This window comes from Arthrobacter sp. ISL-30 (genome assembly GCF_018613855.1).
In the GTDB taxonomy this organism is placed as follows: Bacteria; Actinomycetota; Actinomycetes; order Actinomycetales; family Micrococcaceae; genus Arthrobacter.
Window position 1 is genome coordinate 1 of record NZ_JAGGPK010000045.1, and the last position, 24,432, is coordinate 24,432.

A 24,432-nucleotide genomic window follows, 5' to 3' on the forward strand; every position below is an offset into this window, starting at 1 on the left:
CGCGGCGGCATAACCCACCACCAATGCCTCACACCCGGTGCCGCCCACCGATCACTCAACCCTGCCCACACCACACACGGCCCACCTCATTTTCGGACTAGTTGGGTTAACCGCAGGTGCGGGCTACTTCGCAAGCTCCCCGACGACGTAATCGATGCTGGAAAGCAGTGCGGAAACGTCTTCCGGATCGATGGCGACGAACGTTGCGATCCGAAGCTGGTTGCGACCCAGCTTGCGGTACGGCTCAGTGTCCACAATTCCGTTGGCGCGAAGGACCTTGGCGACAACAGCTGCATCGATCGACTCATCAAAGTCAATCGTGGCGATGACGTTGGACCGCTCCTCGGCCTTGGCAACAAACGGCGTGGCGTATTCGGAGGCCTCAGCCCAGTCGTAGACGCGTCCTGCGGAATCGGCAGTCCGGCCAGTGGCGAAGTCCAGGCCGCCGTTGCTGTTCAGCCACTGCACCTGAGCGTCCAGGGTGACCAGCGTGGACAGCGAGGGCGTGTTGTAGGTCTGGTTCAGCTTGGAGTTGTCGATGGCAGTCTGCAGGTCCAGGAAGTCCGGAATCCAGCGTCCGGTGGCCTTGATGCGGGCGGCCCGTTCCAGGGCTGCGGGGGAGAAGAGGCCAAGCCACAGGCCGCCGTCCGAAGCAAAGTTCTTCTGCGGGGCGAAGTAGTAAACGTCCGCTTCTGCTACATCCACATCGAGGCCCCCGGCAGCCGAGGTGGCATCAACGAGGACCAGGGCGCCGTCGTCCACACCGTCCACCCTCTTGACCGGGGCGGCGACACCGGTGGAGGTTTCGTTCTGCGGCCAGGCATAGACGTCCACGCCGACTTCGGCCTTGGGGTCGGGGCGGGTGCCGGGTTCTGACTTGATGATGGACGAAGCTTCCAGGAACGGCGCCTTGTCCGTTGCCGCGGCAAATTTGGAACCGAATTCGCCGAAGGAGAGGTGCTGGGCCTTCTTGTCGACCAGGCCAAACGCCGCCACATCCCAGAACGCCGTGGAACCGCCGACGCCGAGCACCACTTCGTATCCTTCGGGAGCACGGAAGAACTGGCTGAGGCCATCGCGTACAGAACCGACGAGATTCTTCACCGGAGCCTGGCGATGGGACGTGCCGAGGATCTTGGAGGACGCGGCTGACAATGCCTCGATCTGTTCCGGGCGAACCTTGGACGGGCCGGCACCGAAGCGTCCGTCCTTGGGTAGCAGGTCGGCAGGTATGGTGATGCTGGTGTCGCTCACAGGTGGCTCCAATGGTCAGTGGCCGTCGAGATGGTCGGGGCAGGCGGCATCGGGGGGCGCCTTCGACTCATGCCCAATTCTGCCTGACCGGTCGCACGGGGCGGAAACGGGCCCGTCAAAGTCCGAAAAGTGAGATGGTCGACAGCCGCAATAGTTATCCGGAGTTATTCCAAATAAGCTAGGATGATTGTTGGCGTAGCAGCGGAAAATACCGCTCCGCCGGTGGGCGCAACCGTAACGCGATACGGTGGAAAAAGCGCGGGATACTGTGTTCGAGGAGCTGAACGGGATGACGGACCTAATCGATACGACTGAGATGTATCTGCGGACCATTTTGGAGCTCGAAGAGGAGAACATCGTTGCCCTCCGGGCCCGGATCGCCGAACGCCTTCGCCACTCCGGTCCGACCGTATCGCAGACCATTGGACGCATGGAACGCGACGGACTGGTGGTTGTTTCCGGTGACCGTCATCTTGAACTCACTGAAATGGGCCGGAAACGCGCAACGGAAGTGATGCGTAAGCATCGGCTCGCCGAACGCCTCCTGGCGGACGTCATCGGCCTGGACTGGGCCTACGTTCATGACGAGGCATGCCGGTGGGAGCATGTGATGAGCGAGCGCGTCGAACGCCGGCTGTACGAGCTGCTGGATCACCCAACGGAATCGCCCTACGGTAATCCGATTCCCGGGCTGGAAGCCCTGGGCGGCAAACCGTCCGAATCCTTTTCGGATGGGGTCGTCAACCTGCTTGAGGCCATGGCCTCGTACTCCGGCGACTCCCAAGTAACAGTCAGTCGCCTTGCGGAGCCGGTCCAGGTGGAGCCAGAGTTGCTGCTTCAGCTGGAAGAAGGCGGGATCAGGCCGGGCGCCCGGATCTCGCTCGAGCGGGTGGGGGAGTACATCTCGGTTCGAGTGCCCAATATCGAGGGCGCACTCGAGCTGCCGCCGGAGGTTGCGGCACATGTCTTTGTCACTGTCCGTTGAGTGAACTGTCCACAAAGTGGACTGCCAGCCACGTGAGAAAAGTTACATTCTCTCCGGCTTTCAAAGGGCCAACTTACGGCTGACCTGCAGGCGCCATCGAATGGCGAAATTCAGCTCACTGGGGCGCGCCCGCGAGCAAGATAACGGAATTATTACTGCTCGCCCTTATCGCCTATAGTGGTTGATTAGCGCCGATACCAAAGCGTTACCTCATCCGGAGCCGAGCTCTGCCAGCGGATGAGGTGTTCGAACCATCTACTGGCAGAGGCGGGGGAACCACCAGCGGCCGTTGAGAAGCGGCCTTGGGGTGAAGCCCGTTTCGGATGCGTGAAAACCAATGAGGGTCCTTCCCTGGATACCCCCATGCCGTTTTCCGCCTCCCTGGCGGGCCGGGTCTGAACTCTCTGATCCGAATCCGACAGCTAACTTCGCAGGCTTCCAGAGAGGAAAAGTCTTTGACCACGCAGAACGCACGGGGCCGCCGAAGGGCGTCGGGCCCCACTCAAGAGCTGCGGCCTGCCACCTTCGCAATTGAGGACCGGCCCCGCGATGTCCACCGCGACGCGCGCCGCCGTCGAGGTCCGTTTCGCCAGGTGGCCGAGTTCGCCGCAGCCAGCGGCGTGGGGCAGAAGGCGGGCATCGCCCTTGCTGCCACAGGCCTGGCGCTGACCGTAACACTGCCAGCCACCAGCCCGGTGGTCGCGACGTCGGAGAGCGGCCAGTCGCCGTCGGCTATGTCCTTGGGCGCGCAGCCGGAAATCTCGGCGGCCGCCAACGCCAAGATTGACTTCAGTCGGGCATCCGTTGCCACCAAAGCAGATCCTGACGGCAAGCTCAAGTCGCTGCTAAGCGCCCAGTCGGCGGGCAGCGTCAGCCCCGCGGCTTCGGCAGGCACCCTGGGCAGCCCATTGGACCAGCTCATCTCGGCCTCCCCGTTTGGCTATCGCATCAGCCCGATCACGGGCGGCGCCGGCGAGTTCCATCGCGGCCAGGATTATGCGGCGCAGTGCGGAACCTCTGTCTATGCAGCTGCCAGCGGCACCGTGACGTTTGTCGGCTGGCACCCATACGGCGGTGGAAACCGGGTCGTGATTGATCACGGCAACGGGCTGGAAACCACGTACAACCACCTGTCCTCCTCCAGGGTCCAGGTTGGCCAGCAAGTGAGCCGTGGCCAGATTGTGGCCCTTAGCGGAACCACCGGCGCATCCACTGGATGCCACCTCCATTTTGAAGTGATGGTCAATGGCGAAGTCGTTGACCCCAAGGGCTGGCTGTAGCCAATCCGATGGTCTTCTATCAAATTCCGGTAACACCTCGTGACCTGAATGTGACATTGGACCAGAACTGCTGTACCGTCTAGATCACGCCAACTTTTTAGGGAGTTAGCGTGCTTGAGTGGATTGCCTAGCTCTGCCACCACTCAGGATCCGTTCGCAAAACATCGTCTGGCAGAGGCGGGGGAACCAATTTTGGTCTTCGAAAGAAGACCTTGGGGTTAAGTCGCAAAGCTTCCTTGGAAGCGATGCGGCCGGGTGACTCCCATCCGAATCCGACAGCTCACCTCGTAGGCACTGGGAGAGGCTACCTGTGTCGTCACGCAACAACCTTGCGCGCCATCGCGCTGAAACGGGTCCAGTAAACCCGTTGGGCTCCATTTCCAAGGCTGTTACCTCGAATGCCGGCACTGTAGGTCGCCAGGCCGCTGCTATCGCAGCCGCATCGGGCCTGTTGTTGACCGTTGGCCTGCCGGCCCAGGCCTCAGATGCAAAGATTGATTCTTCCGTTTCGGAAACCGGCTCCGCCCAAATGGTCATCTCCGTTGAGCCGACGGCTGCCGTGTCGTTTGAGAGCCCGGCGGTAGCTACCAAGGCAGCTCCCAAAATCGAGGCCCCCCGCGTCGAGGTGAAGTCCACGGACGAATCCACCCAAAAGTCCGACGCCGCGGCTTCTGCTGCAGCAGCAGGCCTCGCCGCCATTGCCTACACCGGGATCGGCAGCCCGTATCTCTGGGGCGGTACCACCCCCAGTGGCTGGGACTGCTCCGGCTTCACCCAGTGGGTTTACGCACAGGCTGGCATCAGCATTCCCCGCGTGAACGCCTGGACTTCCATGACGCCCACCTCCACCCCGGCGCCCGGCGACCTTGTCATGCAAAACGGCGGTGCCCACGTGGGTATCTACGTCGGCAACGGCATGATGATCAGCGCGCTCAACCCCTCGCAGGGCACCATCCTGCACGCAGTGTCCGCTACGGGCACGTCCTCGTTCTACACCCTCCGCTAAGGAATCCGTTCGGGGCGATCCGGCATACCCCCAAGATGCCGGCGCGCCCAAAGCCCGCAAGCTGCACCCCCAGCTTGAGGAAAACGAAAGAGAGAAATAATGACTACACGTGCAAACACCATTGCACGGCACCGCGCCGAGGTCACCAAGACCAACTCGCTGGCTGTCATTGCCAAGGCTGTCGGCGACAACGCCGGTGGTGTAGGCCGTCAGGCTGCAGTAATCGCTGCAGCTTCCGGCCTGGTTCTGACCAGCGGCCTGGCCGCTAACGCCGCCGAGACCAATGTCCAGCGTGAATCGACGTCCGCGTCTACGCTCGACGTCAAGTCCGTAGCCCAGGCAAGCATCTCCGCAGCCTCCAGCGTGGCCATCTCCTACGAAAGCCCCGCGGTCAGCACCGTGGCGGCTCCCGTCGTTGAGGCCCCCAAGCCGGTTGTCGAGGTTCAGGAAACTCCGGCCGCTCCCGCTGTAAACGTTGCTGCCAAGGTTGATGTGGCTCCCGCAGCAGCCAGCGGCAAGGGCGCGGCTATCGCTGCCGCAGCCTATGCACAGCTGGGTGTCTCCCAGGACTGCACCATGCTGGCCACCAACTCCCTGGCTGCTGTTGGCATCCACTACCACGGCTGGCCGGCAGGCTACCTTTCCCTGGGCCGCACCGTGAGTGCCGCTGAGGCTCAGCCGGGCGACCTCGCCTACTACGAAAACGGCGGCATGGGTATGGCCCACATTGCTGTATATGTCGGCAACGGCCAGGCAGTGCACGGTGGCTGGAACGGCGGCACCACCGCCCTGTTCAGCGTCAACGTGGGCTCGGGTCCGGTCTTCATCCGCGTCGGCGGCTGATTCCTTTTTGCGTCAACACCCCCGCGGCCAGTCGGCCTGCGGGGGTGTTCTCGTTAAATTCCTGGATGTCCGGAGCGTGAACTTTCGCCGACACCCTTGCTTTCTGATGAGGCCGATTCGGTGATACGGCCCTTTGGCGCTTACCCTAATGGTGTCGATCCATAGCCCGGACATGCAGAGGGCAGCCGGCCCTCGTGCCCCTGACGGGTGCGGCCGTGAAGAGGTATGTGCATGCGCACTCTCGTTCTTAATGCTGGATATGAACCGCTGGCGGTAATTACATTCCGCCGGGCGCTGGTCCTTGTGCTCACTGGAAAAGCTAGCGTAGTGGCCGAAGGCGACGAGCCTGTCGTCGGGCCACAGGAGATTTTCGGACGGCCCTCCGTCATTCTCCTTAACCGCTACATCCGGCCACGGTACAACACCACCACCGCCGTCAGCCGCCGGGGTGTCCTGCGGCGCGACGGGCACCGGTGCGCCTACTGCGGGAAAGCTGCACACACCATTGACCATGTCCAACCCAAGTCACGCGGAGGCGCCGACACCTGGGAGAACCTGGTTGCTGCGTGCCTGCGGTGCAACAACGCCAAGAGTGACCACACTCTGGCCGAGATGGGCTGGAAGTTGAGATTCACTCCAGCAGCACCCACGGGCACCATTTGGCAGATCAAGGAACTGGAAAAGCCCTCGCCTGCTTGGGACCCGTTCCTGCTGCCGGAATCAGCAGCCTGACCCTTCCCGGAACTGCCCGCCAGGTCCCCGTACAGCCAAGCTCCCATGATAAGGGGGCGCCAGTCTGGGGATAGGCTGTTCTGGTGGGAACGAACGCTCTGGTCGAGTTTGATGCGCTGATTCTGGCAGGCGGGCAGTCCACCCGTCTCGGTGGCGTGCCCAAATCCGGGCTGATTTACGACGGCGGCACCCTCCTCGAGCACACGCTGCAGGCTGCGTCCGAAGCCCGCGCCGTCGTGGTTGTTGGTCCCGATCCGGGCAACCTACCCAAAGGAACTATGATCGTTCGGGAAGAACCGCCCTTCGCCGGGCCGGCTGCGGCCATCGCGGCAGGACTCGCGGCCCTGAGATCTACCCAAAGCAGCTCCCGGACCGCAGCGGAATGGACACTCATCCTGGCATGCGACATGCCCCATATAGGGGAAGCTGTGCCGATACTCCTTAGGGCCCTCGAAGCTCGAACGCTTGAAGGTGCGTCCCTCGGGGACGGAGTTGTAGCCTCTTCTGCGGACGGCCGTCTTCAGCCACTGGCCGGCATCTACAGGACAGCGGCACTCAGCCGTGAAGCCTCGGCCGCGGCGGACCGTGACGAGTTAAGAAACGGCCCGGTGTTCCGGCTCCTTGCTAGGCTTGAGCTGCTGCCAGTGAACGTCCCTGCCCATTCCACTGATGACGTGGACACCTGGGATGACGCGGCGGCACTCGGCGTGAGGAATGACTTGCCCGGCGCCAAGAGCGGCGCCAACGAATCGCTGCACGAATGACAGGCTGCAGGGAATGATGCAGCACAGGAAGATGGAGGCGGACGTGAAGAGCCAGGAAGAGACGCTCGAGGAATGGTGCCGCACCCTCCTTCAAGCTTTTGAGCTCGAGGGCGTCGAAGTCGACGTGGATGAAGTCCTTTCGCTCGCGGGTGTGGCCGCGCATTCGGTGGTTCGCCCGGCCGCACCGCTGACAACGTTTATTGCCGGCTTCGCGGCAGGCATGGTCGCTGGTTCAGGGCAGGCCAGCGACTCCGTCTCAATGCATGCCGCGATGGATCTTGCACGCAAGCTCTCCAAGGAATACCCGGAACCGGGAATCGGAGCCGAATGACAGAGGCCCCTCAGCAGGGCACAGGCGGTTCCGACGCCGCTGAGGACGGTGTCACTCAAGTGGGACGCCATGCGGCCCATACTTGGTTGGAAGCCCGCACACTGGCCTTCGAGTGCGCAGCTCCGATTCCTGCCTCACCCGTGCCATTGGCAGCAGCCCTTGGCCGCACCCTTGCCAACGACGTCCTGGCCCTGCAGGATCTGCCGCACTATGCCTCCTCTGCCATGGACGGCTGGGCCGTCAACGGTAGCGGACCATGGATCCTCGCCGAGCCTGGCCACCACCTTGCTCCCCACCAGGCCAGCCCCATCGTCACCGGCGGCCTTGTGCCCCCTGGGGCCAAGGCAGTGTTGCGCAGCGAGAGCGGAGAAATCGGCAAGGACGACGACGGGCTGCCCATCCTGGTCCTGGGCGGGGGAGCCAAGCCCGGGGAACCGCGGAATGGCCAGCACATCCGAAAGGCCGGGGAAGAAGCCGCCGCGGGAGAAGTACTTATCAAAGCCGGCACTGTCTTGAACCCTGCCCACATAGCCCTTGCCGCCGTCGCAGGACATGATGAACTGAGTGTCCTTGGGAAGCCCGTCGTCAAGCTCGTACTGACGGGCTCCGAAGTCGTGACGTCCGGACTACCGGCCCCGGGACAGGTCCGGGATACGTTCGGGCCCCAACTGGGAGCCGTCGCCGAAATGCTCGGCGGTCTTCGCGGCGAGCAGGTCCGCGTGGGCGATTCCTATGCTGAGTGGCTCGAGGCCCTCGAGGACCTGGAGATTCCCGGGGCGAGTAGTGACGTGACTGATGGGGCAATCCCGGCGGCACCGGGCCTGGCGGCACCGGACTTGGCGTTACCGGGCCTGGCGGCCGGGGCCGTGGCCGACGTCGTCATCACCACCGGGGGGACCGGCATGTCGGGCACGGACCATTTCCGCAGGGCAATCAACGAACTGGGCGGTCGGCTCCTCATTGACGGAATCGCCATGCGACCAGGCCACCCCGCCGTGCTGGCCGAACTGCCCGACGGCCGCTTCGTGCTGGGACTGCCTGGGAACCCCCTCGCGGCGATGATGGCCCTGTTCACCGTGGGCGGTCCGCTCCTCGCCGCCTTGGGGAACAGCGGGCCAACAGCCTTGGGTGAGGTGCCATGCGGAACCATCATCGATCCCGATCCGGGACGCACGCGGCTCATGCCCTTCCGCCTCTTGTATGGCCTCGCCTCCCCGGCGGGCCATTCCGGTCCGGGCATGATGCGCGGCCTTGCTGGTGCCGATGGCGTGATGGTTGTGCCGCCCCACGGTGTCCAGTTGGGTGAACTTGTTCAGGCCTTCGCGCTGCCTTGGGGGCCTCCGCTGCCGGATCCGAAGTCGGCTGACGGGAAGCCGGGACAGGCGCGCCGTCCCGGTGCACGAGGCAAACGCCCCGCAGCCAAGGATTCCGGGCCCGTTGACTGGAGCGCCCTGACGGATTGAGTGCCCTGACGGATTGGGTGCAGTGACCACCGATGCCCGCCCTGACCTGTTGAACACGCTGACCACGGATGGCTAAGCGGACGGCATTGGATTCGATTCGCGCAGCTTGCAATGATGGTCTTATGAACGAACCGGAACCAGGCATCGCGCAAGGATGTTGTTTCGGCCCCGCAAGGCATCAGGAAGGTGCGTGAAGTGGGACGGGTTACGCAGCGCCGCAAGGTGCACAAGTATGTGTTGGACGGGACACCGGAAGCGGCGGATTACCCGGTGCGTTTCCGCGAGGACACCCTCGCAGTCGAGGAGCCATTGGAAATCCGACTTGGTAACCTGTCGTATTCCGTGACCATGCGCACCCCGGGGGATGACTTCGACCTCGTTGCGGGCTTCCTGTTGTCAGAAGGCGTTATCTGGGAGCCTGGTCAACTGGTGTCGCTCCGGTTCTGCGCCGGCGAGGACGAGAATGGGGTGCAGACCTTCAATGTGGTGGAGGCGCAACTGCGGCCCGACGTCGTTCTTCCGGAGATTGGGCGGAACGTCTATACCTCAAGCTCCTGCGGCATCTGCGGAACGGATTCCATTGAGGCAGTACGGAAATCGTCACGCTTCAGTCCGGGGGAGGACCCCCTCACGGTGCCCGTAGAGGTCCTGGCGGCTTTGCCCGACCGCCTGCGGCAGGCGCAGGCCGTCTTTGACAAGACGGGCGGAGTGCACGCGGCCGGGCTCTTCCGGGTCACCGGTGATGGGTTCGACGACGACGGCGGTGTGGAACTTTTGTGCCTGCGCGAGGACGTGGGCAGGCACAACGCGGTGGACAAAGTGGTTGGCTGGGCGCTTCGCGAGGATCGGCTGCCCTTGGCGGGCACGGTCCTCCAGGTTTCAGGCCGTGCATCCTTTGAACTGGTGCAGAAGGCCGCCATGGCGGGCATTCCCGTCCTCGCCGCCGTTAGTGCGCCGTCCAGCCTCGCCGTCCAGCTGGCAGAGGAGGTCGGCCTGACCCTCGTGGGCTTCAGCCGTGGCACAAGCTTGAATGTTTATGCAGGCCGGGACCGTTTGCCCCTCCCTGTGAAGACAGAAGGGTAGTGCTCGATCACTTGGTTAAATGCCTTGGCAGGAAGTAGATTTTATCCATCAAATGGAACCTGCTTCCGATACCTTCAACCCTGCTTGTCAAGGCTTGTTTCGTTGGTTATGAGGCCCTTTAACCCAGCAGACGCGCCAAAGGGGATCTAAATTGCACGACGACCGCCGGATTACGGAAGTACGGCTCGAGCGTTTCGTCCGGGAGCGGCTCTATCCCGCCATTTACACAAGGACGGTCCCCCTCGAGCTCAGCTCCTGGGACGCACCAGGGGAGCCGGTGCCTGTGACTGAGGCCCTTCTCCAGACATTCGTTCCACAGCGGCAGGGTGCGCCATGGGGGAGCCCGTGGAGCACTAAATGGCTGCGGCTCCAGGGTGAGGTTCCGGAAGGATGGGGCGCGGGCGTTGGCCGGAGCGTTGAAATCCTGGTGGATCTTGGCTTTACCACTGAAATCCCGGGATTCCAATGTGAGGGAATAGCCTGGCGTCCGGACGGCACCATCATCAAGGCAATTTCTCCGCGCAACCACCATGTCCCGCTCAAGATGCTGGGCAGCGGAGTGTCCGTGGACTTCTACGTGGAGGCGGCGGCCAACCCGGATATTGCACAAGGATGGCTCTTCGCGGCCACACCACTGGGGTCCAAGGAGACGGCCGGCGATGAACCACAGTATCGCCTGGGGAGCATCTCGATAGCGGAGCGTGACGAGACAGTTTGGGAACTGCACCAGGATGTGTGGACCCTCAATGGCCTGATGCACGAGCTTCCGATGGACCTCCCGCGCCGCCATGAGATCCTGCGGGCCCTTGAACGCATGCTGGACGTCATGGATCCGGAGGATGTTCCGGGGACAGCAGCGGCGGGCCGCGAGGTCCTGGCCGAAGTGTTGAAGAGACCCGCCTACGCATCGGCCCATCGCCTTCTGGCCACCGGGCATGCCCACATTGATTCCGCCTGGCTCTGGCCTGTGCGGGAAACGGTCCGCAAGTGCGCCCGCACCTTCTCCAACGTGGTGTCGCTGATGGATGAGTACCCGGATTTCGTTTTTTCGTGTTCCTCAGCCCAGCAGCTGGCATGGATCAAGGAGTTTTATCCGGAGCTGTTCATCCGCATCAGGGAAAAAGCGAAGGCGGGCCAGTTCATGCCCGTCGGCGGAATGTGGGTGGAATCGGACACGAACATGCCTGGTGGAGAAGCGCTGGCGAGGCAATTCCTGGAGGGCAAGTCTTTCTTCCTCCAGGAGTTCGGCATCGACTGCGAGGAAGCCTGGCTGCCGGACTCCTTCGGCTATTCCGGCGCCCTTCCGCAGATTGTCAAGGCTGCCGGCTCCCGATGGTTCCTGACCCAGAAAATCTCCTGGAACCAGGTCAACCGAATGCCGCACCACACCTTCCACTGGGAGGGGATCGACGGCACCAGGCTCTTCACCCATTTTCCTCCAGTGGACAGTTACAACGCCGAACTCAACGGGCGCGAGCTTGCCCACGCGGAGCGAAACTTCCGCGATCACGGCCGCGCCAGCATCTCCCTTGTCCCCTTCGGCTATGGCGACGGCGGTGGAGGGCCTACGCGGGAAATGATTGCTGCCGCCCACCGCACAGCGGACCTGGAAGGGTCGCCAAAAGTTCGCCTCGGCACGGCACGCGCTTTCTTCGAACAGGCCGAGGCCGAGTACAAGAATCTTCCCGTGTGGGTGGGGGAGATGTACCTCGAACTCCACCGGGGAACCTACACCAGCCAGGCGAACACCAAGAAGGGAAACCGGCGAAGCGAGCACCTGCTGCGCGAGGCCGAGCTGTGGTGTTCGACGGCGGCGGTGCGGTCCGGAGGCAGCTACACCTATCCTGCCCAGGAACTGAAACGGCTCTGGCGCCTGGTCCTGCTTCAGCAATTCCATGACATCCTGCCCGGCAGTTCCATCGCGTGGGTGCATCGGGACGCGGAACGGAATTACGACGCCATAGCCAAGGACCTGGAGGGCATCATTGCCGACGCCGCCTTGGCTCTGCTGGGTCCCGGCACCAGGTCATTCCTGTTGAACGCGGCTCCCCATGAGCGCAGTGGTGTCCCGTCCCTGGCCGCGGCAGAGGCGGTCCCGGCCGAGCTCCCCGTGGAGGTCAAGGACATGGCCGGCGGGTATGTCCTGGACAACGGCGTCATTCGAGCCGTAGTGGATGCGAACGGGTTGCTCACGTCCCTGTCAGACCACGCGAGCGGCCGGGAGGCCATCGCCCCGGGCGGGTTTGGAAACCATCTTGAACTGCATCGCGACACGCCAAATGAATGGGACGCCTGGGACATCGATGAGTTCTATCGCCGGAATGTCACATCCATCACGGAGGCCCATTCGGTAACGCTGGAGCGGGCAGGCTGGGATGCGGTGGTGGTCGTGGAGAGAGTGGTTGGGTCCTCGACTATTACCCAGCGCATTTCCCTGGAAGCAGGAGCGGAATCGCTGGCCATCTCCACCGCTATTGACTGGCAGGAGCGCGAGAAGCTCCTGAAGCTGGGCTTCCCGCTGGATATACGTGCGGACAGGTCGGCCGCCGAAACGCAGTTTGGCCACATCTTCCGCCCAACCCACGTGAACACGTCCTGGGAAGCTGCCAAGTTCGAGATTTGCGCGCACCGGTGGATCCACGTAGGGGAGCCGGGCTATGGCGTGGCCATCTCGAATTCCTCCAGCTACGGGCACGACGTCACCCGCACCGTCAGGAGCGACGGCGGCACCACCACCAACGTGCGGGTCTCCTTGCTGAGGGCGCCGAAGTTCCCGGATCCGGACGCGGACAGGGGCCGGCATGTCCTTGACGTGACCATTCGTCCCGGCGCGGGCATTGCGGATGCTGTGGAGGAGGGCTACAGGACCAACTTGTCCCCTCGACTGGTCAAGGGCGGCAACCCGGCGGACCCGCTGTTTACGGTCTTCAATCAGGCAATCGTGGTTGAAGCGGTAAAGCTTGCTGAAGATGGCTCCGGAGACGTGATCGTGCGTTTGTACGAATCGCTCGGGGAACGGTCTACAGGCGTGGTTTCGGCCAATTTCGAGACCAGGGAAGTCCTCGCTGTAGACCTCTTGGAGCGGCCGGTCCAGGAAGCTGCCGTGATCGCGGGCAAGGACGCGGCCGAGCTGACCCTCCGGCCCTTCCAGCTGGTCACGCTGCGGTTCCGACGGTAGCTGAGGCTACAGCACGACCTCAGGCTATACGTCGTGCTGTAGCCGCTTGACGAACTGGCGCGTGCGCTCCTGGCGGGGCGCACGGAGAATCTCAGCCGCCGGCCCGCGCTCCACCACTACGCCGCCGTCCATGAAGATGACCTCATCCGCCACCTGGCGGGCGAAGGCGAGTTCGTGGGTGACGATGACCATGGTCCATCCCTCCTCGGCGAGTTCCTTGATGACGCCAAGGACTTCACCTACCAGCTCCGGATCCAGGGCCGACGTCGGCTCGTCGAACAGCAGCAGCTGTGGTTTGAGGGCAAGGGCGCGGATGATCCCCACGCGTTGCTGCTGGCCTCCGGAGAGCTCGAAGGGATAGGCATTGCGCTTGTCGGCCAGGCCCACCCTCTCCAGCAGCCGCTCAGCGTCCGCCACAGCCTCGCTCCGTGGTCGCTTCTGCACCTGCACAGGGCCTTCGATGACGTTCTGCACGACGGTCATGTGGGGAAACAGGTTGTAGTGCTGGAACACCATGGCGCTGCGGTCGCGCAGGGCCGCCCGCTCCCGTTTGCCCACTTTCCCGCCAAAGTCGATCTCCAGCGCCTCCGCCAGGGGTGAGCCCTCGCCAGTACCCGCGATGGTGAGGGTGCCGGCGTCGGGCGTTTCCAGTCCGTTCAGGGAACGAAGGACAGTTGTCTTTCCGGATCCTGAGGGGCCGATCAAGGCGAGGACCTGGCCACGGCGCACGTCGACGTCGATGCCGCGCAGGACCTGATTGGTCCCGAATGACTTCGTAAGGCCCCGTGCTGACAGCACCGGGACGCCGTGTCGGCCGTCCGGGCCGTGAACTCCAGGGCGGCTGCCGGAGGCGTCAGTGGGCGACATAGCGGTCCAATCTCTTTTCCAGGACGGACTGGCCGCTGGACAAGGCAAGGCAGATGACCCAGTAGACCAAGGCCGCTTGGAGGTACAGCACCATGAACTCCTGGCTGAAAGCGGCAATCTGCTGGGCATTACGGAAGAGCTCGGTGACCAGGATCAGCGAAGCCAGCGAGGTGTCCTTCACGAGGGAGATGAAGGTGTTGGACAGTGGCGGCACAGACACCCGGGCAGCCTGGGGCAGGATGATCCGGAACAGCGTCTGCGCCCCGGACATACCGATGGTGTGCCCCGCTTCCCACTGGCCCTTCGGGACGGAGAGGATCGCGGCCCGAATGATTTCCGCGGCGTAGCCGCCCACATTGAGTGAGAACGCGATGATAGCGCTGGGCCACGGGTCAAGCTTGACGCCCAGGTTGGGCAGGCCGTAGAAGATCACGAAGAGCTGGACAAGGAGCGGGGTTCCCCGGATCACCGAGACATAGAACCTGGCGACGCCGGAGAAGATCCGGTTCCGGCTCAGCCGCAGGAGGGCCACGAGGAGGGCGAGGAGGAGCCCCAGCGCAAACGACGCCAGGGTCAGGGGAATGGTGCCAGTGACCGCGCCCGTTACCAGGGGACCGAAGGAACTCCAGACCAGGTCCCAGTCAAGTGGCATCTACTTAGTGACGTCCGTGCCGAAGTATTTGTCAGAGATCTTCGCAAGCGTCCCGTCGGCCCGCAGATCGGCAAGGGCATTGTCGATGGCGGACGTCAACTCCGTGGAGCCCTTGCGCAGCGCGAAGGCGCTCTGGGACTTCTCGTCCGTTTCCGCGGCGATCTTCAGTCCGGCGTCGGGGGTGGACTTGGCGTAATCCAGGTAGGTGAGCTTGTCATTGACGATGGCGTCAACGCGTCCTTGGCGGACAAGCGTCACGCCCTGGGCCCAGCCCTCCACGGCCTGGACGTTCGCGCCGCTTTCCGTTGCCAGCTGGTACCAGTTGCTGGTCAGTGACTGTGCGGTGGTCTTGCCCTTGAGGCTCTCGAAGCCGGTGATGGTGTTGTTGTCTGCCTTGGTCACGATGACGCCTGTGGAGACGGTGTATGGGGCTGAGAGGTCGTACTTGGCTTTCCGCTCGTCATTGATGGTCACCTGATTGGCAATGACATCGAAGCGCTTGGCCTCCAGGCCGGCGAAGATGCCGTCCCATTGGGTTTCCTGGAAGCTCGCCTTGACTCCGAGTTTGTCAGCCACGGCCTTGGCGACTTCCACGTCGAAGCCGGTCAGTGGCCCGGCCCCGTCCTGGTGGAAGCTGAACGGGCGGTAGGTGCCCTCGGTGGCGATCACGATTTCGCCCTTGGACTTCACATCCGACAGGGACGTATCAGAGCCCGTTTGCGTAGGCGCCGACTGGCCTCCGCAAGCAGAGAGTGCCAAGGCAGCAGCGGCAAGGGAAGCGGCAAAGAGTGAGCGTCGAGTACGAGAGCGGTCCATGAGGCCATCTTAGCCATGGCGTCGCACAGCATCAGGACGGCGTGCGGTGGTGGCTCTGCGTGTGGAGTTTATGGCGACCGAAAGGGTGCGCTTAAAAGGCTGAGTGGGGGCGGTCCCCAACAGCCCGCCACCACTCATCCCCCCAATATGTGATTCAACAGGCGCCAACGCCACCGAAAACCCGTTCTCCGTTTCGGCGGCTGGCAGCAGCTGATTTTCACACATTCATGATTGTGTCACGTTCTAATGATTTTGTGAAAGATTACTTTTTCTTTTTCATGCGGGTGCTGCCGGCCAGGCCTTCATACCGGTTTCGACCGCGGCGCGCTACCGCCTTGGATACCCCGATTCCCGCCAGCCCGAGGGCGATCAGCAGGGCGGCTGAGTAGTTGATGAGCGGTTGCAGCCAGAGCAGGGACGGAGGTATGAGGGGAAAGACCTGGGACAGGACCAGCAGTGAGAGCCCGCCCATAAGCAGGGCGGCCGCGAGGCGCAGGAGTCCCGGTCCCGAGCCGCGGACGGTACGCCAGATACCGGGGATGAGGCAGACGGCAACGTAGGCGGGATAGAGCCTCCCCAAGGCGGCATAGAATTCAAGGCTTGTTCCTTCGGGCAGTTCCCTCAAGCCGGTCGTGGAGCCCTGTGTGTCCGAGACCGCGAAGCACCAGACGGTGAGGGCCGCTATGACTCCCAGAACTGTCAGGCCGACCGGGCCGCGGACGGCGCGCTCACCGGACTGCGAACCGAAGGCCTTGGTGGACTTCACGCCGACTGCAAAAAACGTCGCGTAGAGCACGAAGCGAAGAACCAGGTTTGTCACATTGAAGCCGCCCAGGACTCGATCAATGGCCATGTACGGAGCATCGATACTCAAGAGGATGGCGAGCGTGATGAGCGCGAAGATGAAGAACAGGGAGCGATTATGCCCTCGGATCGCTCCCGGAAGCCTTGCCAGGGTGATGGCGAGGCAGACAATCAGCGTGGCCCAGGCAAGGACATCTGTCATCCGAGGTTCTCCCAAATTCTGTCGGTACGTTCTTGATCGTGCTCGTGACGGCGGAGTGCCTTGCCCAGTGCCTCCAGCCGGTCGCCCGCCAGCAAGGCGAGGTCGCTGTCGCTGAGGCGGTCCAGGGCTGCCCTGCGGGAGTGTGGTGGCCAGCCCGCCTCGCGCTCTGTGATGAGCCCACTGGCTACCAGGCCTGCGGTAGGACCGACGCCGGCCGCCCGGGATGTTGCAATCACAAGTTCCGGAGGCATGCGGTTGGCTGTGAGGTGGGCGGAAAAGTTCTGTGGCGCTATCCCCGTTGCCTCAGTGACCCGCAGCCTCAATTCGCCGTCGTCGATGGACTCCACCCAGTTCTTCACCGACGTGGTATGAGGCGGTTCGGCCAATTCGAAGGGAGCGGCCGGTTCCTGGCCGGAGCGCTGGATGACGGCCTGGAGCAGGTCCAGGGTGGCCACCTGGCTCAGCAGTTCGGCATCTGTGGGCGGGGCTATGGGACCGGCCAAATCAGCGTAGGTTTCGAAGCTCGACAGTGCCACCAGCGGATTGACGTTGAACGCCCTGCTGATGCTGACTACCTTGCCTTCCGCCACCTTGCCGCGAACCATCTGCTGGGCGAGGGTGGTGCGCTTTAATCCTGCAATCCGGCAGACGTCGGCAATCGTGACGTCCGGGGCGATGCCCTTGAGCCAATGCTGGAACGCCTTGGAAGGAAGCGGCATGGAGACTTTCTGCTTGGAAGCTACGGGCGGTGAACTGAAAACGCTGAACTGAATCGGTGAGCTGAAACGGCGGGTTGAAAAGTGAGACTCGTGTCGATTTTACGGGGACGCCACCTTGAATTATGCTTGATTCTCGAACCCGCTGGTCCGTACACCCCCCAAGTCCGGACCGGCGGGTTTTCCCATGCCGCCGGCTTTTTTACGGGCAGAGGGGCAGTTTTTCAGGGCGCGGGCAGTGAGAGGATTGATCAATGACTGCAACGCTTGTCGCCAAAGAGCTGTCCGGAGGCCACGGCCATCGCACGCTTTTCTCCGGGCTCTCCCTGACCGTAGCCCCCGGGGACGTCGTAGGTGTGGTGGGAGCGAACGGAGCCGGCAAGTCCACGCTGCTGCGCCTGCTGGCCGGAGCGGACCAGCCCCAGGGCGGAACCGTGAGCCTCGCCCCCAACGACGCCTTCGTCGGCTGGCTGCCCCAGGAGCATGAGCGGGTGCATGGCGAAACCATCGCCTCCTATATTGCCCGGAGGACGGGATGCGCAGAGGCCACCCACGCTATGGAAGCCGGGGCCGAGGGCCTCGCTTCCGGCGCACCCGGAAGCGATGATGCCTATGCCATGGCCTTCGACCGTTGGATGGCTTCCGGCGCCGCCGACCTCGACGACCGCATCGCTGCCACCCTCGCCGAGCTCGGGCTTGAGGCTGGACCGGATGCGTTGATGACAGGCCTCTCTGGAGGACAGGCGGCACGGGTTGCGCTGGCCGCCCTCCTGCTGAGCCGCTTCGACGTCGTCCTCCTGGACGAACCCACCAATGATCTCGACCTGGACGGCCTGGCCCGGCTTGAGTCCTTTGTGCAGGGGCTGCGCGGCGGCGTCGTCCTGGTCTCGCACGACCGCGAGTTCCTGGCCCGCTGCGTCACCAGGGTGGTGGAACTGGACCTGGCCCAGAACTCAGTATCCGTGTACGACGGCGGCTACGACGCCTACCTGGAGGAACGCGCCGTGGCGCGGCGGCACGCCAGGGAGCGCTACGAGGAATTCGCCACCGCGAAGGCTGACCTGGTGGCGCGGGCCCGAACGCAGCGCGAATGGAGCTCCCAGGGCGTCCGAAACGCGATGCGGAAAAATCCTGACAACGACAAGATCCGCCGGGCCGCAAGCACGGAATCCTCCGAGAAACAGGCACAGAAAGTCCGCCAGATGGAGTCCCGGATAGCACGGCTGGAGGAAGTCGAAGAACCCCGCAAGGAATGGCAGCTTCAGTTCAGCATCGGTCAGGCACCGCGATCCAGCGCCGTCGTCGCCACCCTGCGCGACGCCGTCGCCGTCCAGGGGGACTTCACGCTGGGACCGGTGAACCTGCAGCTGAACGCCGGTGAACGGATCGGCATTACGGGCCCAAACGGAGCCGGCAAGTCCACGCTCTTGAGGCTGCTCCTGGGAATCCAGGCCCCGGATTCCGGGAATGCTTCCATGGGAGAATCAGTCGCCGTCGGCGAAATTGACCAGGCCCGCGGGCTGCTGACTGGGCCGCTGAAGCTGGCTGACGCCGTTGAGGCCGTGCTCAGCGACTGGAACACCGGCGACGTCCGCACCCTTCTGGCAAAGTTCGGCCTCAAGGCCGACCACACAGCGCGGACCGTGGACTCGCTGTCTCCCGGCGAACGCACGCGTGCCGCCCTGGCGCTCCTGCAAGCGCGCGGCGTGAACCTGCTGGTGCTGGACGAACCCACCAACCACCTGGACCTGCCGGCGATCGAACAGCTCGAGGAAGCACTTGAACACTACGACGGCGCACTGCTCCTGGTCACGCATGACCGGCGGCTGCTGGAAAACGTCCGGCTGGATTCCCGCTGGCATCTGGAGGACGGGACCGTGACTGAAGTACATTTCGACACCCAGGCCGGAGGGCTGAAGCCATGAGCATGGACCGGGTGGCCTGGAGCTCCCTGTACAACATCACCCGTGCCAAGAGCGGCTCCCGGCCCTTTTCCAAGGAGACGCTCAAACGGGTTTTCGGCTTCGCCAAGCCCCACAAGGGCAAACTCATCGCCTTCGTGCTCGCCTCCATCGCCGGCGCCGTGCTCGCTGTGGCCACGCCGGTGCTGGCCGGCCAGGTTGTAGATGCAATCATCGCCGGCGTCGGAGCCCAGACTGTCATCTGGCTGGCCGTCCTGATCGCTATCGTTGCCGTGGCCGAGGCCGGATTGGGACTCGTAACACGCTGGCTGTCCTCGACCATTGGCGAAGGAGTGATCCTGGACCTTCGTACACGCGTGTTCGACCACGTCCAGCAGATGCCGATCGCCTTCTTCACCAGGACACGGACCGGCGCCCTGGTCAGCCGCCTGAACAACGACGTCATCGGGGCACAGTCGGCCTTCGCGGGAACGCTGTCCGGGGTTGTCAGCAATGTGGTGGCGCTCGCCCTCACGCTGGCCGTGATGCTCAACAAGTCCTGGCTTGTAACGGTCCTGGCAATGCTCCTGCTCCCGATCTTCCTCATTCCGGCACGACGGATGGGCTCCAAGCTGGCCGATCTGCGGCGCGAAGCAGCCACCCACAACGCCACCATGGGCACCCAGATGACCGAGCGTTTCTCGGCACCCGGCGCCACGCTGGTCAAGCTGTTCGGCCGCCCCGACGAGGAATCCCGCGAGTTTGCCGTGCGCGCAGGCCGCGTCAAGGACATCGGCGTCCGGACTGCGATGCTGCAATACACGTTCGTCACGGCGCTCACGCTGGTTTCCGCGCTCGCGCTGGCCCTCGTGTACGGGCTGGGCGGCTGGCTGGCCATCGAAGGCCAGCTGGCAGCCGGCGACGTCGTTGTGCTGGCCCTGCTGCTGACCCGCCTTTACGCTCCACTCACCGCGCTCTCCAACGCCCGCGTGGAAATCATGAGCGCTTTGGTCAGCTTTGAACGGGTCTTCGAGATCCTCGACCTCGAGCCGCTTATCAAGGAAAAGCCCGATGCCATGAAGGTTCCGGCCGGCCCTGTGGCCGTGGAGTTCGACGACGTCCGCTTCGCCTACCCGTCCGCGGACAAGGTGTCCCTGGCGTCCCTCGAGGAAGTGTCCACTTTGGATACCCGCGGCGGCGAGGAAGTGCTGCACGGTATCAGCTTCCGCGTGGAGCCGGGGCAGACCGTGGCCCTGGTGGGTTCCTCCGGGGCGGGGAAGTCGACTATCGCCCAGCTTCTGTCCCGCCTGTACGACGTCGACTCCGGGGCTGTGCGCCTGGGTGGCCGCGGCCCGCGCACCGGGCTGGACGTTCGCGACATCACCTTCGAATCGATGCGGGAAACGCTCGGCATGGTCACCCAGGACGGGCACCTGTTCCACGAAAGCATCGCCTCCAACCTGCGATTGGCCAGGCCCGAGGCCACCGATGAGCAAATGTGGGAGGTGCTGCGCAGGGCACGGCTTGAGGACATGATCCGGTCGCTCCCGGACGGGCTCGAAACCGTCGTGGGGGAGCGGGGCTATCGGCTCTCGGGCGGTGAACGCCAAAGGCTCACCATTGCCCGCCTGCTCATTGCCCAGCCGCGCGTCGTGATCCTGGACGAGGCCACCGCCGCACTGGATTCCACCAACGAAGCCGCGGTCCAGGCCGCCTTGGGGGAAGCGCTCGAGGGGCGCACCGCCGTCGTGATTGCCCACCGCTTGTCCACAGTCCGCGCCGCCGACCTCATCCTGGTGGTCGAGGACGGCACGATCGTGGAACGGGGGACGCATACAGCGCTGCTCGCGTCCGACGGTCGCTACGCGGAGCTCTATCGGACGCAGTTCGCAGAGGCTACAGCCGTGGCCGAGGCGGCGGTTCCCGAGCACTAGGGGAGAGCGCACCAGGGGAGAGCGCTGCCGAGGAGCGAGCTTTCACGGCTTTGGCGGCGTCAAAGGGACGAGATCTCGCCCCTCGGCGACGCCAGCAGGGGGAGGATGTGCTCCGTGAGGAGTGGCGCAAGGTCGCCGGGGAGTTCCTCGGTGGGGTCAAGCCAACGGATCTCGGCGATTTCCGCTGACGGCCGTGCCTCCCACGTTCCCGGAGCGATGAAGACTGTGGCCTCAATATTTGTGTGATCCTCGTTAGCGGCCATTGCCAGCCACGTGCCCAGGAGTTCCAGGTCCTGAGGGGCAACGCGGATCCCCACTTCCTCGTCGAGTTCGCGCGAGGCCGCTTCCGCCGCCGACTCGCCGATCTCCGGCTTTCCACCCGGATGCATGAACTTCTCCGTGCCGCGCTTGCGGACAGTGAGCAGCCGGCCTGCAGCGTCAAAAACGCAGACGGCGCTGACAACGATCAGGTCCTTGCCTGCCGGCTGCGATTGGCCTGGAGACTGCGATTGGCCTGCCGGCTTTGCTCCGCTGGCTGGAGTGTTCATGGTTCCTTCCGCAGTCGGGTCTGAAGCAGCAGGTCTTTCGCGGGGCCCTGGACGTCCCAGGCGTAACTGAATTCCTGGGGCCCCTCCCACGTGTAGCTGACCCTGTAGGTGTCCGGATCGCACCAGTGCCTGTCATGGCGATCCTCTGGGGCAAAACTCATTCGGTGGAATGGTCTGCCGTCACGGAAGAAGACGTCCATGGCTTGGGGTTGATCTGAGGGGCGGAGCACGTACTCGCGGGAGGCGGGGCCGGAATGGCTGGGCCAGTGCATGGTGCCTTCCTCGCGGAGGAGGAGGCCGCCGTCGGGCGTTTCGGTGAAGGTGACGACGCCGGTGAACGTACCGCGGCTCCCGGTGGCCCGATCCAGCATGGTACGTTCCGCGAGCCATGCTCCGGCGAGGTAGGACAGAAGGTCCAGGACGGGCTGCACTGCATCGACCGGCTGCGCGGCATCGGATGGCGGCTTCAAGTGCCCTCGATTGGAATCGAACCAACGACACCGGCTTTAGGAGAGCCGTGCTCTATCCACTGAGCTACGAGGGCTTGCGCGAACAGGGTCCCGAAAGCCCGGGGCCGCTGAACACGCTTACAAGCATACAAGCTGTTGGGGCAGCCGCCGAACCCGCTGACACTAGGCTGGCGGACATGAAAGAAGACACGACGGTTCAGCGTGGAACAGGCAGCTACTTTCCGAACCTCAGGTCCAAGCGCGCCTATTTTGGTGCCTGGGCCCAGCTGAGCGTGGTCCAGTATTTCGTGGCAGAAGCCGCGGTGATCGAGGCGTGGGCCGGGCCGACGCCCTATGACCGCCGGATCGGACTCATCAGCGACCTCGGTGCTATTCATTGCGGCGTCTTCCACGACAGGAATGTGTGCTCCCCACTGCATTTGCTCATGAATGCCTCGTTCGTGGTGCAGGGCCTCGGCCTCCTGATGGGGGCGCTCCTGCTCAATTCGGCACTCCTGCGCATCGCGGCACACCCCGGCATCCGCGTTTCCCAGGCTGGCGACGGAAAATTGTGGCTGGCAGGCACGGCGGTACGCATCCTGACGGGTGCCGCCGGAATAGGCACTGTGATCGTGGGGCTGGTGCCGGAAGACGTGGGTTCGCCGTGGCACTTCACAGGCGCTGTCATGTTCTTCCTCAGCGGGGGCGCCGCACTGGTGGTCCTTGGAATCCTGTGGCGCCCGCACACCCCGATCAGCTGGTTTGTCCTTGCCTGTGGACTAGTCTGCCTTGCGGCGCTCACGGCCGGGGGAATCACTGCGATGGACGTGCCGGAACCGGGAAGCCTGGAGCGACTCATGGGCTATCCGGTCACGATCGGCTTCAGTGCCGCCGGCCTGGTGATCGCCCAGCGGGTACGCCAGGAACGGAAAGCGGCGCGGGCACAGGCCCGGGCCACGCAAGCGTGAGGCCGTTTAGCGCTCTGCAGCAGCCTGCCGTGCCGATTGCCGTGCCTCGCGCCGGCCCAGGAACACCGCGGCACCCCCGGCGAATAGGCTGAGCAGGAACAGCACCCACCCCGCGACTGTGAGGGTGGAGGCCAGGGCCACCGCTCCGGCGTCGGGGGTTGCGGATGCCAGGGCCGTGTCAATGGCGACGTTGCCCCACAAACGGACGACGGCGAACAGCAGCGGGGCCGCCCACATGGCCCAGCGCAGGGCCTTCCGGGACACGTTGGTGCCAATCAGGAGCAGCCAGCTGAAGCCAAAAATGAGCGGGAAGAGAGTCCCGGCAGTCTTGTGGACGTAATTCAGCTGGCCTCGGGCGTCGTCGTCCATGACGGCGCGCAGATCGCCCACGTACTCGACCGAAAAGCCGCCCACCAAGGAATCCGGCATGGCAAGGCCGCCGGACAACTGGGTCATCTGGTTCAGCGTAAGCAGATGGAGGTACCAGAACAGGAAGAGGCTGGCCACTACGCCGGCGATGACGATCAGGTTGCTGTTGCTCTGGGCCTTCTGCGGAGAGCGGCTTGTAGTTGGGTTGATCACCGGAGGCAGCTGATGCTGGGGTAACACGGCCTTGCTTCCGTGCTTTTTGATGCGCTGCGCTGGAGTCTTGGCCATGATCACCATTATCCCGCAGGCACCCTAAGCTGGATCCATGATCACGGGCAGGCACACAGCAACCGAACTTGATCCATCGCTCAGCGACTTCCAGCTGGCATCCGCCCTGGTTCGCGAGGCCGGCCAGCTGGCGCTGCTCATGCGGTTGGGTGGCCTGCAAGGGGAGCGGAAGACGTCGACGTCGGACATCGTAACGGCGGCCGACCGGGCCGCGGAGGCCTACGTGCTCGAGCAGTTGCAGCGGTGCCGACCGGACGACGGGGTCCTGGGTGAAGAAGGCGCATCCGTGGCCGGATCCAGCGGCCGGATGTGGGTGATCGATCCCGTGGATGGCACCTACAACTTCCTGCACGGCTCCACGTACTGGTGCTCCGCGATAGCCCTTAGGGACGCTGATACGCTTACTGACGGCGATCCACTGACTGACGCCGATCCCCTAACTGATAGCGATCCACTGACAGGCGGCAACGCGGGCCCCAACGGAGGCGCCGATCCGGCGGTCATCCTTGGCGCGATCTACCAGCCTGAGCTGGACAAGCTGTGGATCGGCGGTGAGGGCCATCCGGCCACCCTCAATGGGGAGCGAATTGCCGGTCCGGCGGAAATTCCCCTGGCCGAGCTGGGGGTCGCCACGTACATCCACCCCACCTGGCTGGCGGACCCACGCTGCGCCATGCCCTGGCACGCAGCGGCAATCTCCGCGGCGTCCCTGCGGATGCTCGGCTCCGGTTCGTGCGATCTGGGCCGAGTCGCGGATGGGGAGATTGGTTGCTGGTTCCAGCACAGCTGCCCTGAGTGGGACTGGCTCCCCGGAAAGGCGATTGTCCGCGCCGCCGGCGGGGACACCGACGTCGTCAGGGTCAACGGCCTGGACTGGTTTATGGCAGGAGGTTCGACGGCGGTGCGGGAACTGCGCGAGGCCCTCACCTCGACGCCGATGTTGAGCTGAAAACCGAGGTGCCGCTGTGGCTCAGATCCTTAGCGTCGGACCCACCGCCT

Annotated in this window: 23 protein-coding genes, 1 tRNA gene and 2 riboswitches; of the genes, 14 read left to right on the forward strand and 10 right to left on the reverse strand. The window is 63.9% G+C overall.

Annotation, left to right across the window (positions count from 1 at the left end; genetic code table 11):
- Positions 1–123: 123 nt before the first annotated feature.
- Positions 124–1,254, reverse strand: a complete 1,131-nt coding sequence (gene serC / locus J7E82_RS16880; protein WP_214864715.1) for a phosphoserine transaminase — start codon at positions 1,252–1,254, stop codon at positions 124–126.
- 289 nt (positions 1,255–1,543) lie between these two features.
- Between serC and J7E82_RS16885 the strand changes: the two genes are divergently transcribed.
- From J7E82_RS16885 to J7E82_RS16930, 10 genes are all read left to right on the forward strand, one after another.
- On the forward strand, positions 1,544–2,239 hold the full coding sequence (locus J7E82_RS16885; protein ID WP_214864718.1) for a metal-dependent transcriptional regulator: 696 nt from the start codon (positions 1,544–1,546) through the stop codon (positions 2,237–2,239).
- Between the two features lie 208 nt (positions 2,240–2,447).
- Positions 2,448–2,690: riboswitch (cyclic di-AMP (ydaO/yuaA leader) on the forward strand.
- Positions 2,691–2,694: 4 nt separating this feature from the next.
- Positions 2,695–3,519, forward strand: coding sequence for a M23 family metallopeptidase (locus tag J7E82_RS16890; RefSeq protein ID WP_214864720.1), 825 nt, complete (start codon positions 2,695–2,697; stop codon positions 3,517–3,519).
- 145 nt (positions 3,520–3,664) lie between these two features.
- Positions 3,665–3,827, forward strand: a riboswitch (cyclic di-AMP (ydaO/yuaA leader).
- A gap of 2 nt (positions 3,828–3,829) precedes the next feature.
- On the forward strand, positions 3,830–4,525 hold the full coding sequence (locus J7E82_RS16895) for a C40 family peptidase (RefSeq protein WP_214864722.1): 696 nt from the start codon (positions 3,830–3,832) through the stop codon (positions 4,523–4,525).
- Between the two features lie 99 nt (positions 4,526–4,624).
- Positions 4,625–5,368 carry an NlpC/P60 family protein gene (locus J7E82_RS16900; protein ID WP_214864724.1) on the forward strand — a complete coding sequence of 248 codons (744 nt, stop codon included), beginning with the start codon at positions 4,625–4,627 and terminating at the stop codon, positions 5,366–5,368.
- Positions 5,369–5,599: 231 nt separating this feature from the next.
- Positions 5,600–6,100, forward strand: a complete 501-nt coding sequence (locus J7E82_RS16905; protein ID WP_214864726.1) for an HNH endonuclease — start codon at positions 5,600–5,602, stop codon at positions 6,098–6,100.
- Between the two features lie 83 nt (positions 6,101–6,183).
- Positions 6,184–6,864, forward strand: a complete 681-nt coding sequence (locus tag J7E82_RS16910; RefSeq protein WP_308113914.1) for an NTP transferase domain-containing protein — start codon at positions 6,184–6,186, stop codon at positions 6,862–6,864.
- A 13-nt stretch (positions 6,865–6,877) separates the two neighbouring features.
- Positions 6,878–7,195, forward strand: a complete 318-nt coding sequence (locus J7E82_RS16915; RefSeq protein ID WP_251042041.1) for a DUF6457 domain-containing protein — start codon at positions 6,878–6,880, stop codon at positions 7,193–7,195.
- A complete protein-coding gene (locus J7E82_RS16920; RefSeq protein ID WP_214864728.1) occupies positions 7,192–8,658 on the forward strand; it encodes a molybdopterin molybdotransferase MoeA in 1,467 nt (488 codons plus the stop codon). The genes J7E82_RS16915 and J7E82_RS16920 overlap by 4 nt, the downstream gene beginning before the upstream one ends.
- A 195-nt stretch (positions 8,659–8,853) precedes the next feature.
- Positions 8,854–9,741: a formate dehydrogenase accessory sulfurtransferase FdhD gene (fdhD, locus tag J7E82_RS16925; protein ID WP_214864730.1), complete on the forward strand. Its 888-nt coding sequence runs from the start codon at positions 8,854–8,856 to the stop codon at positions 9,739–9,741.
- A gap of 151 nt (positions 9,742–9,892) precedes the next feature.
- The gene (locus tag J7E82_RS16930; protein WP_214864732.1) at positions 9,893–12,919 is read left to right on the forward strand and encodes a glycoside hydrolase family 38 C-terminal domain-containing protein; all 3,027 of its coding nucleotides are present in this window, start codon (positions 9,893–9,895) and stop codon (positions 12,917–12,919) included.
- A 24-nt stretch (positions 12,920–12,943) separates the two neighbouring features.
- Here J7E82_RS16930 and J7E82_RS16935 read toward each other — a convergent pair whose 3' ends face one another.
- From J7E82_RS16935 to J7E82_RS16955, 5 genes are all read right to left on the reverse strand, one after another.
- The gene (locus tag J7E82_RS16935) at positions 12,944–13,786 is read right to left on the reverse strand and encodes an amino acid ABC transporter ATP-binding protein (protein ID WP_214864734.1); all 843 of its coding nucleotides are present in this window, start codon (positions 13,784–13,786) and stop codon (positions 12,944–12,946) included.
- Positions 13,773–14,438: an amino acid ABC transporter permease gene (locus tag J7E82_RS16940; protein WP_214864736.1), complete on the reverse strand. Its 666-nt coding sequence runs from the start codon at positions 14,436–14,438 to the stop codon at positions 13,773–13,775. The genes J7E82_RS16935 and J7E82_RS16940 overlap by 14 nt, the downstream gene beginning before the upstream one ends.
- Positions 14,439–15,254 (reverse strand): amino acid ABC transporter substrate-binding protein, encoded by an 816-nt coding sequence (locus tag J7E82_RS16945; protein WP_214864738.1) that lies wholly within the window; start codon positions 15,252–15,254, stop codon positions 14,439–14,441.
- Between the two features lie 262 nt (positions 15,255–15,516).
- Entirely contained in the window at positions 15,517–16,260 is a 744-nt protein-coding gene (locus tag J7E82_RS16950; protein WP_214864740.1) for a hypothetical protein, read from the reverse strand.
- A complete protein-coding gene (locus tag J7E82_RS16955; RefSeq protein ID WP_214864742.1) occupies positions 16,257–16,979 on the reverse strand; it encodes a hypothetical protein in 723 nt (240 codons plus the stop codon). The genes J7E82_RS16950 and J7E82_RS16955 overlap by 4 nt, the downstream gene beginning before the upstream one ends.
- Positions 16,980–17,230: 251 nt before the next feature.
- Between J7E82_RS16955 and J7E82_RS16960 the strand changes: the two genes are divergently transcribed.
- On the forward strand, positions 17,231–18,901 hold the full coding sequence (locus tag J7E82_RS16960; RefSeq protein WP_214864744.1) for an ABC-F family ATP-binding cassette domain-containing protein: 1,671 nt from the start codon (positions 17,231–17,233) through the stop codon (positions 18,899–18,901).
- On the forward strand, positions 18,898–20,811 hold the full coding sequence (locus J7E82_RS16965) for an ABC transporter ATP-binding protein (RefSeq protein ID WP_214864746.1): 1,914 nt from the start codon (positions 18,898–18,900) through the stop codon (positions 20,809–20,811). The genes J7E82_RS16960 and J7E82_RS16965 overlap by 4 nt, the downstream gene beginning before the upstream one ends.
- A 59-nt stretch (positions 20,812–20,870) precedes the next feature.
- Here J7E82_RS16965 and J7E82_RS16970 read toward each other — a convergent pair whose 3' ends face one another.
- The 3 genes from J7E82_RS16970 to J7E82_RS16980 form a co-directional block, all read right to left on the reverse strand.
- Positions 20,871–21,359, reverse strand: a complete 489-nt coding sequence (locus J7E82_RS16970) for an NUDIX domain-containing protein (RefSeq protein WP_214864748.1) — start codon at positions 21,357–21,359, stop codon at positions 20,871–20,873.
- Positions 21,356–21,790 carry a DUF6314 family protein gene (locus tag J7E82_RS16975; protein WP_308113916.1) on the reverse strand — a complete coding sequence of 145 codons (435 nt, stop codon included), beginning with the start codon at positions 21,788–21,790 and terminating at the stop codon, positions 21,356–21,358. The genes J7E82_RS16970 and J7E82_RS16975 overlap by 4 nt, the downstream gene beginning before the upstream one ends.
- Before the next feature lie 40 nt (positions 21,791–21,830).
- Positions 21,831–21,903 (reverse strand) — tRNA-Arg (locus J7E82_RS16980).
- A gap of 102 nt (positions 21,904–22,005) precedes the next feature.
- Here J7E82_RS16980 and J7E82_RS16985 point away from each other — a divergent pair.
- Positions 22,006–22,776, forward strand: coding sequence for a DUF998 domain-containing protein (locus J7E82_RS16985; protein WP_214864752.1), 771 nt, complete (start codon positions 22,006–22,008; stop codon positions 22,774–22,776).
- A gap of 6 nt (positions 22,777–22,782) precedes the next feature.
- Here the strand turns inward: J7E82_RS16985 and J7E82_RS16990 are convergent, their stop codons facing one another.
- Positions 22,783–23,433: a hypothetical protein gene (locus J7E82_RS16990; protein WP_214864754.1), complete on the reverse strand. Its 651-nt coding sequence runs from the start codon at positions 23,431–23,433 to the stop codon at positions 22,783–22,785.
- 37 nt (positions 23,434–23,470) lie between these two features.
- Here J7E82_RS16990 and J7E82_RS16995 point away from each other — a divergent pair, with 37 nt between their 5' ends.
- Positions 23,471–24,382: an inositol monophosphatase family protein gene (locus tag J7E82_RS16995; protein ID WP_214864756.1), complete on the forward strand. Its 912-nt coding sequence runs from the start codon at positions 23,471–23,473 to the stop codon at positions 24,380–24,382.
- Positions 24,383–24,432: the final 50 nt, after the last annotated feature.